Source organism: Halostagnicola larsenii XH-48 (assembly GCF_000517625.1).
GTDB lineage: Archaea > Halobacteriota > Halobacteria > Halobacteriales > Natrialbaceae > Halostagnicola > Halostagnicola larsenii.
On the sequence record NZ_CP007055.1, the window covers coordinates 2,062,647 to 2,076,057 of the forward strand.

10 protein-coding genes are annotated in these 13,411 nt (G+C 60.9%); 4 read left to right on the forward strand and 6 right to left on the reverse strand.

What is annotated here, in order from left to right; translation table 11 throughout:
* Positions 1 to 7: 7 nt before the first annotated feature.
* From HALLA_RS10505 to HALLA_RS21065, 5 genes are all read right to left on the reverse strand, one after another.
* The gene (locus tag HALLA_RS10505; protein ID WP_049953303.1) at positions 8 to 3,043 is read right to left on the reverse strand and encodes a GAF domain-containing protein; all 3,036 of its coding nucleotides are present in this window, start codon (positions 3,041 to 3,043) and stop codon (positions 8 to 10) included.
* 74 nt (positions 3,044 to 3,117) lie between these two features.
* Positions 3,118 to 3,972, reverse strand: a complete 855-nt coding sequence (locus tag HALLA_RS10510; protein WP_049953304.1) for a YihY/virulence factor BrkB family protein — start codon at positions 3,970 to 3,972, stop codon at positions 3,118 to 3,120.
* A gap of 138 nt (positions 3,973 to 4,110) precedes the next feature.
* Positions 4,111 to 4,317, reverse strand: a complete 207-nt coding sequence (locus tag HALLA_RS10515) for a DUF2196 domain-containing protein (RefSeq protein WP_049953305.1) — start codon at positions 4,315 to 4,317, stop codon at positions 4,111 to 4,113.
* 81 nt (positions 4,318 to 4,398) lie between these two features.
* Entirely contained in the window at positions 4,399 to 4,842 is a 444-nt protein-coding gene (gene msrB / locus HALLA_RS10520) for a peptide-methionine (R)-S-oxide reductase MsrB (RefSeq protein WP_049953306.1), read from the reverse strand.
* A gap of 102 nt (positions 4,843 to 4,944) precedes the next feature.
* Positions 4,945 to 5,106 carry a hypothetical protein gene (locus HALLA_RS21065; protein ID WP_169732131.1) on the reverse strand — a complete coding sequence of 54 codons (162 nt, stop codon included), beginning with the start codon at positions 5,104 to 5,106 and terminating at the stop codon, positions 4,945 to 4,947.
* A 194-nt stretch (positions 5,107 to 5,300) separates the two neighbouring features.
* Here HALLA_RS21065 and HALLA_RS10525 point away from each other — a divergent pair, with 194 nt between their 5' ends.
* On the forward strand, positions 5,301 to 6,536 hold the full coding sequence (locus HALLA_RS10525) for an ornithine cyclodeaminase (RefSeq protein ID WP_049954081.1): 1,236 nt from the start codon (positions 5,301 to 5,303) through the stop codon (positions 6,534 to 6,536).
* 123 nt (positions 6,537 to 6,659) lie between these two features.
* Here HALLA_RS10525 and HALLA_RS10530 read toward each other — a convergent pair whose 3' ends face one another.
* Positions 6,660 to 8,996, reverse strand: coding sequence for a methyl-accepting chemotaxis protein (locus HALLA_RS10530; RefSeq protein ID WP_084568989.1), 2,337 nt, complete (start codon positions 8,994 to 8,996; stop codon positions 6,660 to 6,662).
* A 526-nt stretch (positions 8,997 to 9,522) separates the two neighbouring features.
* Here HALLA_RS10530 and HALLA_RS10540 point away from each other — a divergent pair.
* The 3 genes from HALLA_RS10540 to HALLA_RS10550 all read left to right on the forward strand — a co-directional run bounded on the left by HALLA_RS10540 (position 9,523) and on the right by HALLA_RS10550 (position 13,354).
* Positions 9,523 to 10,473, forward strand: coding sequence for a phytoene/squalene synthase family protein (locus tag HALLA_RS10540; RefSeq protein WP_049953309.1), 951 nt, complete (start codon positions 9,523 to 9,525; stop codon positions 10,471 to 10,473).
* A gap of 446 nt (positions 10,474 to 10,919) precedes the next feature.
* Positions 10,920 to 12,080, forward strand: a complete 1,161-nt coding sequence (locus HALLA_RS10545) for a poly-gamma-glutamate biosynthesis protein PgsC/CapC (RefSeq protein WP_049953310.1) — start codon at positions 10,920 to 10,922, stop codon at positions 12,078 to 12,080.
* Positions 12,077 to 13,354 carry a Mur ligase family protein gene (locus HALLA_RS10550; protein WP_049953311.1) on the forward strand — a complete coding sequence of 426 codons (1,278 nt, stop codon included), beginning with the start codon at positions 12,077 to 12,079 and terminating at the stop codon, positions 13,352 to 13,354. Before HALLA_RS10545 ends, HALLA_RS10550 begins: the two co-directional genes overlap by 4 nt.
* Positions 13,355 to 13,411 lie beyond the last annotated feature (57 nt).

The following is a 13,411-nucleotide window of genomic DNA, read 5'->3' on the forward strand; positions in this document are numbered from 1 at the left end:
AGGTTCACTATTCAACCCCTTGTGTCCCCATTGCCGGTAGTCCGATCTCCTCGAAGAGTAACGAAAACAGTTTCCGCTGGACAGTTCGGTTGTGGCCGTAAAACGCGGCCGGGGAGATGTCGAGGGAATTTGCGATCTCCTCGCCCGTTTGCTCGCGCGGCGATTCGAAGAAGCCGCCGTGGTAGGCCGCTCGAACGACCTCGAGCTGTCGATCGGTCAGTTCCTCTAAGAGTTTCGTCCGCACGTCGCCGGCTGACGTTCCCTCGACGAGCTGTTTCGATCGGAGCTCTACGGACTCGAAGCTATTCGTTACCATTCGAGTCGGGGCCCTCGCGTCGACGTTGTTCGGGACGTCGACGACGATCCGTGCGCCGGTTGGCGTCGCCCGAACGCTGCGAAGCACGACGCCGTGGCTCGCGAGTCGGATGGCGAGAAACGGCACCGGAAGCTCGAGGAGGATCGATCCGCCCGATGGGTCTCCCCCAGAACGGGAGCCGTCGCCGTCCGCACCCTCGCTGACGATCTGTACGTCGGTAACCGAGACGAGTTCCTCGGCGGCGGCTGCGACGGTTTCGACCGGCGCGCCGTCGATCGAGGCGAAGACGGAGACGGCGGATCCGTCCTCGTGCTGGCGAACGCCGCCGTCGAAGGCGACCGTACAGTCCGCGCGGCTGGCAAGTTGCTGGAAGACGAACGTATCGTCGTCGATCTCGAGATCCAATCGCGTACTCGCGGCGGTCAACAGGGCGTTCTTGCGTTCGACGGCGGCGATCGCCGACGCGATCGTTTCGCCCAGTTCGGCGAAGACGGCGCGCGACATTTCACCGAACGCGGCCGGACGACCCGCGTACACGGTGAGAACGCCGTAGGAGAACTCGTCGTACGACAGCGGGACGCTGATCGCCGACTGGTAGTCCTTGGACAGCGCCCGCTTGCGCCAGGGCTCCTCGTGGAGGCCTTCCGCGACGTTCGACACGACGGTGACCTCGCGCGATTGTGCCGCTTCGATCGCTGGCTCACCGGTCTGTTCGACGATCGGTCCGGAAACTGCATCCAGATACCCGCGACCCGCCCCGTCGTAAGCGCGCGCCTCGAGGTTCGTTCCGTCCGGATCCAGGCCACCGATCCAGGCGAATGAGAAGCGATCGGTCCCCGTGAGACGGTCGCAGACAGCCGATTCGATCTCTTCGCGGGTTTCCGCCCGAACGATCGCCTGATCGATTTCGCGAATGAACTCGTTGATACGGTTGAGTTCTGTCAACTGTCGATTCCGCTCTTTCAGTTCGCGCTCCTGATCGTGTAACGCCGACTCGCGCTCGATGCGATCGAGCGCCGCCTCTGCGGTCGTCGCGAGCAGGTCGACCACCTCTCGAGTCACGTCGTCGAACGCGCCCGCAGTCGTCGATCCGGCGACGAAGACGCCGTTGTTTCCGAGCGGGACGTACGCACCGCTTCGAAGGTCCGTCTCCGGTTGCGAGAGCCGATCAGACTCGTTGCTTTCCTCGGAACGTTGCGCCTCGCTGTCGTCAAATATCTGTGTCTCGCCGTCGACGAAGACTCGACCGACGATGGAATCGGTCGTCGCCCGGTGGGACGAAAGCGACCCGTGAGCGCGCTCCATCGCCGGCGTCGCTGCCGCCGGTCGGATGGCACTGTCGGCTGTGTCGAACAGGTAGACGGCACCGGCCTCGAGATCGAGGACGTCGACGGCGTCCTCGACGACGATGTCGGCGATTTCCTCCCGCGACTGCGCCAGCAACAGTCGTCGCGCGGTTCGGTGGAGCGCCGTCAGCGCCTCTTCGCGGCGCTTGCGGGCCGTAATATCGCGGCAGCTATACAGCAGCGTACCGCCCTGAATCGAAACCTCTCGCACGTTGACCAACAGCGTGTGTTCGGTTCCCTCCCTGTCGGTCGCGGTGCACTCGAGGTTCGTCAACACCCCCTCGGCTGCAAGCTCCTCGCGGTCGAACAGGTCGGGTCCGAGCAGGTCCTCGATAGAGCCCATTTCGCGGATCTGGTCGTCGGTGTAACCGAAGATAAAGTGAACGTTGGGACAGACGTAGGTGAACGCGCCGGACTCGTCCGTGATGAGGACCGTATCGGTCATGTTGTTTAGCGTCACGCGGTGGAGCTGTTCGGACTCGCGAAGTTCCTCCTCGAGTGCGACGCGGCCGGTGACGTCGTTTCCCTCCGCGAGCAGTGAAACGATCGCTCCCGAGTCGTCGCGAACGGGGCGAATCGTGACCTCGAGCACCCGTTTCGCGCCGTCCACCGCTTGAGTAGCCGTCGCGTGGCCGGTATCGGGTCCGTCGGCGTATCGACTGACGAGCTCCCGCTCGACGACCTCGCCCGACGCGGCACGCTCGAGGGCTGTCTCGATCGACGACCGGTCGCCCGGGAGCCACCACGGCGTGGCCTGAAACGGCTGGCCGCGAACGTCGTCCTGGGACGCGTCGATCGCCTCGAGCGCGCCCGCGTTCGCGCTTCCCACGGTGCCCTCGCGGTCGAGTTCCCAGACGTACGTGTCCGGGTCCTCGAAGATCGTCCTGAATCGACGGTGGGAGGCGCGGGTGTGAGAACGCGTGCGCTCGCGTTCGACCGCGCGCTCGATCGCCCCGGCGAGTTCGCCGGGATCGCAGTCCCGCGGGACGTATTCGGAAGCGCCGGCGCTGATCGCCGCGCTCGCCAGCCGTTCGGATCCCTCGACCGGCGAGAGGATCACTGGCACTGCCGGTCGGCTGTCCTGTACTCGTTCGAGTAGCTCCAACCCGGTCCCGCCGGAGAGCTCCGCAGCGGTGAGGACGACATCGACGCGGTCACCCTCGAGCACAGGGTCCGTCGTCACTTCGGACTCGGCTGCGGTGGACTCGAGGTATTCTAGCGCGTCGGCGACTGTTTCGACATGGCTGGTCGAGACGGTTTCAACCGGCGCGTCGACAACGGCGCGCTCGAGTGCGGTCTCGAGCGAACGCGTTCCGTCCGGACCAGGTGTCGGCTCGACGACGAGGATGTTGATCTCGTCGCTGAGAACCGGAGACTCCATACCGCATCCCTATACGCTCGGCCGGATAGAAACCACCGGTCTGGGCCGACGGATGTGATCCAGCAGGGACACCGTCAATCGGCGGTCGAGCGTTCCTCGGACGTCGGAACCCAGCCGTCGTCCGGATCCACGCGACCCGCGAGTACCGCGTTGAGCACCGCACCGAGAAGCAGACAGAGCCCGCCGAAGTAGACCCACGTCAGGATCAACAAGATCGCACCGGCGACGTCGAACAGCGCGACGCTCTCGGCTGTCGACACGTAGACGCGAAAACCGACGGCCAGGATCGACCACGTCGCGGCGGCGAACGCCGTTCCGGGGAGGATTTCGGGAACCGAAACGTCGGGATGGGGGAAGACGTAGTACATGGGGACGAACAGGACGAACAGCAGCCCCATCAAGGCGAGTGCACTCACACCCATCGCGAGCGGCCCCTCGAAAAAGAGCGACACGCTGACTCCGAGATAGCCAACGAGCGCGACGCCGACCGCGACGGTCACAGTCAGCAAGACCGCGTAAAGGATCGTCACGAGCGACGTCGAGAGGGCGGCCTCGAGCGACGACTGGGATCCCCTCGATCCGTAGACGGCGGTAAACGCGCTATTGACGGACTGAAACAGACGCGCCGCGCTCCAGAGAAAGATCCCGAGTGCGAGCAGCGCCGCCCGGGTTCGGTTCGCGCCGTCGCCGGCGGCCGCTGCGAGTTGGTCCCGGTCGATCGTCCCCCCGAGTCCAGTCGCCGTCTCGAGGGCGTCGAGGACGACTGCGAGCGAGTCGACGACGGTGACGGCGACGAGCAGGAGGATCACCAGCGGAACGAGCGTGTTGAACGAGTGGTAAGCCAGTCCGGCAGACGCGACGCTGAGCTGGCGCTCGCGCGCGACGGCCGCGACCTCGGCGGCGAGGATCCGTCCGCTCGAGAGCATCATACGCCTGCTTCACCGAGGCGACCGAAATATCTTGGTTTCGATGAAGAACGCTGGGAACGGAAGCGATCGGCTTCGCTCCTCGCGAGGGACGATACTTGAATCGGCGTCAAATTCGTGCGTTGTGTCGATAGACGTCTGCTACTCGTCGGCGACGACCGACTGAACGTGGCCGACGACGCCGCTTTTCAGTTTGACGCGGGGGCCGTCAGGCTCGTCGCCGTAGACCGTGCCGACTTCGCCGTGAATCGGTTCTTCGTCGGTCGATTGAACGTCCGCGTCTTCCTGAACGATCTCGACGGTCATTCCCTGTCGGAGTTCCTCGGCGGTTGGTCGTTCGGTAGACATCGTACTAGCGAATCAGAGCAAGCCGCCCGAAAACGTGGTGCCTGCATATTCGGTGTCGTTTTTCGAACAGCAGCGACGTCGCTACTCGTCGTCGAACTCGAGGGCCGCCGAGTTGATACAAAAGCGCTTGCCGGTCGGTTCGGGACCGTCCTCGAAGACGTGACCGAGGTGGCCGTCGCAGTTCGCACAGCGGACTTCCGTTCGGCGCATGCCGTGGCTGGTATCGACGTGTGTAGTCACTCGGGCGTCGTCGACGTCGTAGAAACTGGGCCAGCCACAGCCGGATTCGAACTTGGTGTCGGAGTCGAACAGCGTCGCCCCACAGCCGGCGCAGGTGTAGCGGCCGTCGGCTTTGTGATCGACAAATTCGCCGCTGAACGCCGGTTCCGTTCCGGCCTCGCGGAGAATCCGATACTGTTCGTCAGTTAGCTCCTCGCGCCACTCCGCGTCGCTCTTTTCGGCCGAGTCGGATCCGCGCTCGGTCGACGACTCGCCGCTCGAGGGTGTGTCAGTCTCTGGGTCCATACTCGTCCCTACGGGCGAGAGCCCTAAGAGTCTGTCCGGGTGCCGACAGTCGTCGCTCCTCGTCCGCTCGAGTCTCGGCGACTCGAACGACACGGCAAGTGACTACCGGCCGGTGATTACGTTGGTGCTCTCGCAATCGGGACACTGGGTCATCCGACCGAGCTTTGGCACCTCGAGCCGTCGCCACTCCGAGGAGCCGCCTTCGGCTTCGAATCCGCAGTTCAAACACCGCGAGCGAGCAGCCGTCCGTGAGTCGGAGGACATGAATGTATGTACGGTAGCAATCCTCATAGGGATTTTCACGCCGCCGGCTGAGAATCACTCCCTGTTATCGGTTCTCGAGCGGATGTCGCACCAGTCCACCCCGAGCGGACGTTGCACTCACCGCCAGAACCACCGCATCCGCTCCCGTCGTCTCGACACGCACATTGACGGCCCTCGACCGCGAAGTACCGACGATGACAGTCATGCGAACGGTCGAACTCGAGGGCCACATCATCGACTCGGGAGCGATGGGGCGGTGTTTCGGCGTCGTCATGGATCTAGGCGGTGAGTTCGAGGTCGAAGAGTTCGACGTGGGTCGGCACAAACACGCCGAGACGTATTGTCGCATGCGAGTGTCCGCGGAGTCCGCAGACGACCTCCGGGCGATTCTCCACGAGCTGAACCAAAACGGCGCGACGGTCGCCGATCCGCGGGACGCGACATTAGAGGCCGCGCCGGACGAGCAGGTCGTCCCCGCGGAGTTCTACTCGACGACGAACCACCCGACGTTCGTCCGCGTCGACGGCTCGTGGGTCGAGGTGTCGGACCCCGAGATGGACTGCGCGCTCGTCGTCGACCGAACCGAGGACGACCCCGTCGTCCGCACGAAGGTTCTCAACGCTATCGAGAAAGGCGATCTCGTGGTCACCGGCGAAACCGGGATCAGGGTCGAACCGCCCGAGCGCCCCCGAAACGGAGGGAGTTCCTTCGGCTTCATGCAAGGCGGCGTCTCGAGCGAGCGCCCCTCCGCCTCGCTGATCGAAGAGATCGCAGACGAGATGCGTGCGGTTCGAGATGAGGATGGCACCGTCCTCGTCGTCTGCGGGCCGGCGATCGTCCACTCCGGCGGCCGAGACGCGCTCGCGGAGCTGGTTCGCGAGGGGTACGTCGACGCCCTGAGCGCGGGAAACGGCTTCGCGGTGCACGACTTAGAGCGGAACCTCTACGGAACCTCCCTCGGCGTCGACACGGAGTCGCTCGAGCACCCGCGAAAGGGACACAAACACCACATCTACACGATCAGCGAGATCGGCCGCGTCGGCGGAATCGAGGCGGCCGTCGAGGCGGAAATCGTCGACGGTGGCGTGATGTACCAGTGTATCCGAAACGACGTTCCCTACGTGCTCGCGGGATCGATCCGCGACGACGGGCCGCTCCCGGACACGATCACCGACGCGATCGAAGCCCAGGACGCGATCCGCGAGCAGGCCCGCGAGGCAGATCTCGTGTTGATGCTCTCGACGCTGCTCCACTCCGTCGCGGTGGGGAACTGCCTCCCGTCGACGACCAAAACCGTCTGCGTCGACATCAACCCCGCGACGGTCACGCAACTGCTCGACCGCGGGAGCGCCCAGGCGATCGGCATGGTCACCGACATCGGGACGTTCGTTCCCATGCTCGCCGACGAACTGCTCGAGGCCCACCGATAGCGGCCAGTGCTCGAGAAAGCTGTGTTGGGTTCAGCGTCCGTTGCCCAAAATGGTGCTGTGTAGAATCAGTAGACTGCACCGAATTGCCCATTACATGAAAGGAGAGTCATCTACGGAACCGGATTAGGTCGTTCTGGTTCCACCATCTGCTGTGAGAGAGTGACGAGCCGCTTTCGATGTCGCCGTTCTGGAAGCCTGATGAGCCTCGCCTGCTTCGAAAGTAGAAACGTGATCGTGAAGATCCTCGGCAAGTTTCGAGAGATGTTGGATGTTTCCAGCAGCTTCTGAGAGTGCCGATGCCTGTTCTTCGGTTGCTGCCGATACGTTGCTCGCTTCCGAAGCGGTCTGCTGGCTAACGTCAGCGACTTGATGGACCATCGAAACGACTTCTTCCGTGGAGTCCGCCTGATCCTCAGTAGCCGTACTGATCTCTGTGACCCCTCCTTCCACTTCTTCGATCGCATCCGCTATTTCATCGAACATTTCGATCGTGTCTTCGATTGTTTCTGCTCCGTTCTCGACCCGCTCGCTCATCTCCTGCATACCATCGACGGTTTCGTTCGTAGTCGACTGAATTTCCAGAATTCGATCTTCGATTTCGGTTGTAGCCCGTGCAGCATCCTCAGCTAGCGACTTGATCTCGTTAGCGACGACGGCAAACCCGTCACCGGACTCACCAGCATTAGCGGCCTCTATGGAGGCATTGATCGCGAGTATATTCGTTTGCTCGGCAATTTCGGAGATCAGTTCGATGATTCCGCCGATCTCTTCCATCTCGGTATCGAGGGCCTGTACCTGTGAAACGACTTCGTCCGTTCGGTCTTCGATGACGTGGATTTCATCAGTCGCCTCGGAGGCGTATGCTCTTCCCGTTTCACCGGTTTCGACGGCAATCGATGCCGTCGAAGCGACGTCGTCGGCCGATGCCGCTATCTCCTCGATCGTTGCGGATACATCGTTCATTTCGGCAGCGACCTGCTGAAGGTTCTCGCTTTGTTCGTCTGCCCCCTGCGATATTTCTTGAACAGAAACGGCTACTTCGTCGCTTGCTGTTTCGATCTCTTCTGTACTCGAAGATACTTGCTCGCTCGAGGTCGCAACCTCGTCGGCGATCTCTTGTACGGATCGAATGCTAGTGTTCATCTGAATGATGCTACTCTCGAGAGCGTCTAGTACCTCTCCATAGTCTCCAGGATAGTCCGTCTCGATAGTCTGATTGAGATTCCCTTCCTCGAGGGCTTCGCTCACGGCCGATATTTGCGCGAAGCTATCGGCGAGTTGAGTCGCCCCTGATTCGAGGTTACCCAGCACGTCGCCGTAGTCACCCGGGAAGTCAGTCTCGAAAGTTTGGTCGATATGTCCCCGTTTGAGTCCCTCGCTAGCCGTCGAGATCTGTGCAAAGCTTTCTTCGAGTTGTGTCGTCCCCGCCGAGAGGTTCTCCAGAACGGCACCATACTGTCCAGGGCGATCAGTGTTGACCTCCTGATCGAGTTGCCCCGTACGAAGATCGTCACTGACGTCCTGTATTGCGTCGAAACTGCCGGTCAGCTGGGTCGTCCCCTCCTCGAGTGTTTGCATAACATCTCCGTAGGTACCGGGATAGTTCGTGTCGACGTCCTGCTCGAGTTGACCGGATCGAAGATTCGTACTGACACCGTTGAGATCCGCAATCACGTCACGGAGGTTTTGCTGCATAGTTTTGAACGCATCGACCATTCGACCGATTTCGTCGTTCTCTACGTGATCGTCAAGATCGGTATCGAGGTCGCCCTCGCTGATAGCTACAGCAGCCTCGGAAAGCTGTTTGATGGGTGGCGTGATACGTCGAGAAACGAACAGGCCAATCCCAAGCGCTAGTAAGAACGCACCGAGGGTTAAACCGGCAAGTTCCATTTGCGTCTGTTGTGTAACCGTATCGGCAATTGCAACCTGTTCTTCCATGTCAGCCTGTGCTGATTCTTCGATAGAAGTCGCTGATTCTTCTATCTCAATTCGTAGCGTATCCATTTCCGCTGCCTTCTCGTTGGCAAGCGCTTCATCGCCATCCTGAGAAGCAACAAAGAATTCCTCACCGACTGACTGATACTCCTCGTGGTTCGATTGGAGCGTTTCTAACTCGGTTTGTTGTTCATCAGATAGAGACGCATCTTCTATTGCTTGTGATCGCTCGCTAAACAGCGCTGCTGCTTGCTCGAATTCCTGCTCGGCCTCTGTTTCCCCGAGTTGTGCCGCATATATCGAGTTTTGCTGTTGTTCAATGGCGAGGGACATTCCCGTTGCGTCATCCATTTTTTGGCCATCCTCAGCAATTAGGTGTGCCTCTTCATCAACCGTCTCAAGTCCTATATAGCCAACAAAACCGGTTGCGCCAACGACGAGTGCAACAAGAACAAACGCAAGTATGAGCTTCGGCCCGAGGTCGAATCTGTCAAGTGTTAATTTTCTGGTTATAAATTCCATCTTGGTTACTAATCCCGATAATATGGGGTGTGGCGGATCAAGAATAAGCGTATTGGCCAATACCCCTAACATGACGGTTGATTAATATCTCCGGGAAAGATCTACAAATAGATAAGGCGATGCCTTGGAGTCGTTCGAGAGATCGGAGCTCTCCCATGACTGAGCGAGCGAAGCTCCCGCCAGGTCAGCGGGACGGGCGCCCCGCCAGACTCCGCGAGGTCGTCGGCGTAAAGTCGTTCGAAAGATCTCTGATCCTTCGTGATACCGAAAATCTATGGTTTTCGGGCCACGCCGACTGCTCGAGGATCGTTGTTCCCTCGTTGTCCGCGAAATCGTCGGGTTCGCTTGAATACAGCTTCGTTCTTTCAGCATCTTCGATTCTCGTCGACACATCTCATGGATCTCTCAGTTCACGCTCGATTCCGCCTCGAGATGTCCGAGCGGCCCTACTAGTGAGGGGGTCGCTATTTTATAGGCATCTGTCGTATCAACAGTGCCTCTCGCCGCCACCGAGCCAGGGAAAACGATGCAACAGGAACACATCCAGACGGGCAAGGCGATTCAGAAACGAACCGGGAAGACGTTCTATCTCGCGACCCGGTTTCTCCCCGAGCGCGTTCGCCACGCCACGCACGTCCTCTACGCCTTCTTTCGGATCGCCGACGAGGTCGTCGACGACGCGAACGGCGCGCCGCCTGCCGAACAGGCCGCTCGCCTCGAGTCGTTACGAGCACAGGCTCTCGGCGAACAGCCCCCAGAAGACGACGTGCTCATCGCGTTCGATCAGCTTCGCGACCGGTACGATATCGCCGATCGGGAGATCGACGTCTTCATCGACGCGATGAAGACCGACATCGAGACGAACCGCTACGAGCGCTACGCCGATCTCGAGGCGTACATGCGCGGTTCGGCCGCGTCGGTCGGCGTGATGATGACGGCGATTATGGAACCCGACGAACCCGACCTCGCCCGCCCCCACGCGGTAAAACTCGGCGAGGCGTTCCAGATGACCAACTTCCTGCGCGACGTTCGCGAGGACGTTCTCGAGCGGGATCGGATCTACCTCCCGCTCGAGAGCCTCCGCGAGCACGGCGTCGATCAGGGGGCGGTCGAGAACCTCGCGTTCTCGGACGCGTTCGCGTCGGTGATGCAGTCGGAACTCAAACGAACGGAACGACTCTATCGCGAGGGCGTCGCGGGAATCAGATACCTGCCGAAAGACTGCCAGTTGCCGGTGTTGCTCGCGGCAGTGTTGTACGCCGAACACCACCGCGTGATCCGGGCACAGGACTACGACGTGTTGAACCGGGAACCGTCACTTTCGCCGTCGCGAAAACTGTGGTGTCTCGCCAGAACGCGTTGGCACTGGCACTGGAATCGTGATCCGGAAGCCGTCTTCAAGCGCGTTTCGGCGGTTCCGCCGAGCGAAACCGGCCAGCACGGACCCGGTCACGGGGAGCGCGTACCGATGCGGTGAACGAAGTCAGAAGCGAGCGAATTCGACCGTTCGAGCTTCGAACGACCGTTTCAACGGTCGCGATCCGAACGGTCAATTGTGAGAGTCAACTACCTCGACGGGTTTCTCCGACTATCCCGAGTACCGACGACTAACCGTTTTGCGGGTCGGTTTCGCGAATGGAACGAATGTGTGCTAACGTAATCGCCCGAAGGCGGCTACTTCGTCACGTTGTGTGATTGTTTCACAGCATTGCGACAGCTGAAATTATCTAAGGCGGCTGTAATCGATTCTCGATAGTGCAAGCAATTCTATAATTCAATTATAAGTAAACTACGGTGAGAAAGATGGTTTCTCATGTTGAAGTTATCAATGCTGCAGGTTGGTCGTTCTCTAGAGTGTCTACAACTAAGTGAGGTTCAATATGAGAAAAGGGCGTACAGACGAGCGAAGTTCGGACTGCAGGTATGATTGCGGCCGTAGCGATCACCGTCCTCGGACTCGCGATCGGCAGCGTAATCACGCAAACCACCGGATACCGGCTCGGGGGAGTGATCGTCGTTCCACTCCTGGCGGTGTATACGCTGTACTCGTTCGCCGCGCTTCCGCTGTTTCTCGTGAGCGGGGTCGTCGCCTACTATCTGGTCGGCGGTATTCGGTCACACACGCTCATCCACGGCCGACAGCTACTACTCACCAGTCTGGCCGTCGGAGCGACCGTTCCAATCGCGTCGTTCGCGCTGTTCGAGATCTGGAACGTCTTCGGTTCCGCCGTCGAAATCGCGTTCTTCGGGGCGATCCTCCCGGGGATCGCGGCGTACAACTACCACAAACTGGACCCCGACGAGCGCCGCGCCGACGTGCTCTACAGCGGCGGCCTCTTGATCGGGCTGATCGCCTTCGGTGCCTCGATCGTCAACCCGACGTTTGCAACGCAACTCGATACCGGGTTAGCGTCGATCCTGTTCGCACCCGGCTCCGACATCGCGCAGTTCCGTCACTCCGTGCGCGCCGCTCCTGGAACCGCGGCCGTTCTCGACCAGATGTGGATGCTCGTGCTCCTCGGAACGGGGCTCGTCCTCTCCGAGTGGGCGAACTCCCGTTGGGGCGTCAGGCTCGGCGGACTCGTCGCCATGCCGCTGCTCGTCGCACTGTCGCTAAGCAATAGCTGGGCGCTCGGAGTCTATATCGTCGCCCTCGCGGCGGTCTACGCCACGATCACGCTCGTCAATGCGGGGACGCTCGTGTACGGTCGCGCGCTGTTGAGCACCGGTCTGATCGCGGCGATGACGGTCGGCGCGCTCGTCGCGTTGCTCGCGCCGGTCGTTACCGGATTCACGCTGTATTTCGTCGTCCTGCTGGCGGGCGTCGGCGCGTACAACTTCCACCGGGTCGCACCGGCCGAACGGTTCGCATCGGTCAGCCTCTCCGCCGGAACGTACGCAACGCTCCTGATCGGCACTCGATCCTTCGTCGAGCCGACCCCGGAGGGGATCCTGGCAACCGTCTCGGCCGTCGAGGTTGCCCTCCTGCTCGTCACACTCGCACTCAGTGCCTACTGGGTGCTGACGCTCGAGCGACGTCGGTGGACAGTTTCGAAACGACACTCCAGAGGTACGCTTTCATGAGTCAACAACACCCAACCAATCCGTCTCAGATCAACGAGAACCGAACCATCGTCGATACCATCGCCCGAATCGGACAGCAGTTCGTCCAACGGGTCCTCCCCGGCGTAGCCCACTCCAAGCGCCTCGAGCAGATCGATACGAAAATCGTCGTCTCGGGGACGCGCGGGAAATCCAGTCTCACCCGGTGGATGCACGATATCCTCCATCGACGAGAGTACGACACCTACGCCAAAGTCACGGGGAACAATCCCGTCTCGATTCACTCCGGGACTGAAGAACCGATCGAACGCGAGGGGCTGGTTCGACTCTACGAGAACGAACGGGAGATCCGAGCGCACACCCCGAAGGATGCGATGATCGTCGAAAACCAGGCGATCTCCTCCTACACGACCCGAATGTTCAACGCCCGCTTTGCGGACCCTGACGTGCTGGTGCTCAGCAATATCCGCGAGGATCACCTTTCAACGCTCGGAACCGACCGTTACAAGGTGGCACGCGGACTGGTTCGAGCGGTCCCCGAGGGCACCCACGTCGTCAACGCCGAACAGGATCCCGCCCTCCGCGAGTACGTCGAAACCGAAGTGCAGCGCCGCGGAGCGACCGTAAGCCACGTTACGGTCCCGTCCGAGTACGAGCAGATCCCCGGTATCGAATCGATCTACGCGTTAAACGAGGTCCTCGAGGCGATCGATGAGACGCCGCTTTCGGAGGATGAACTGGCGCACTATCGCGAGCAGATGGACGTCGAGTGGACGCAACTGTACAACGGTCGAGTCTACAACGCCGCGGAGGTCAACGACGTCCAGAGCACCGAGATGATCCGCAGGGCGCTGTTTACGCGTGACTCCTCCGTCGATCAGATCGTCCCCTTTCTCTATCTCCGAGGTGATCGCCGCGGTCGGACCGTCTCGTTCCTGCACTACCTGAACGAGCTGTATCGGGCGGACGATCCGGTCTTCGACCGCGTTCACGTCGCCGGCGAGACGACGGCGGCGTTCGAGCGAAAGGCGTCGTTCCCGGTGACGGTCCACGACAAAGACGCTGACGCGGTGATCGTACTCGACAATCTGCTCGCCGGTCAGAAGCCGGTCTTTATCATGGGCAATACGGTCGCCGACTTCATGCGAGATCTCGAGGTCGCGATCGACGCCCGCAAGGCGACCGACGAGCCGGTTCAGGTGCTCGCCGGTCCGACCGCCAGCCAACCTCCGGGCGAACCATCGGTTCGAGAGAAAAGTCAACACGCCTCATCGCAACTGCCGAGCGACGACTGAGCGACCTCGACCGGACGGCTCTCGCGAAGGTAGATACGTCTCTATATTTATTTTCTA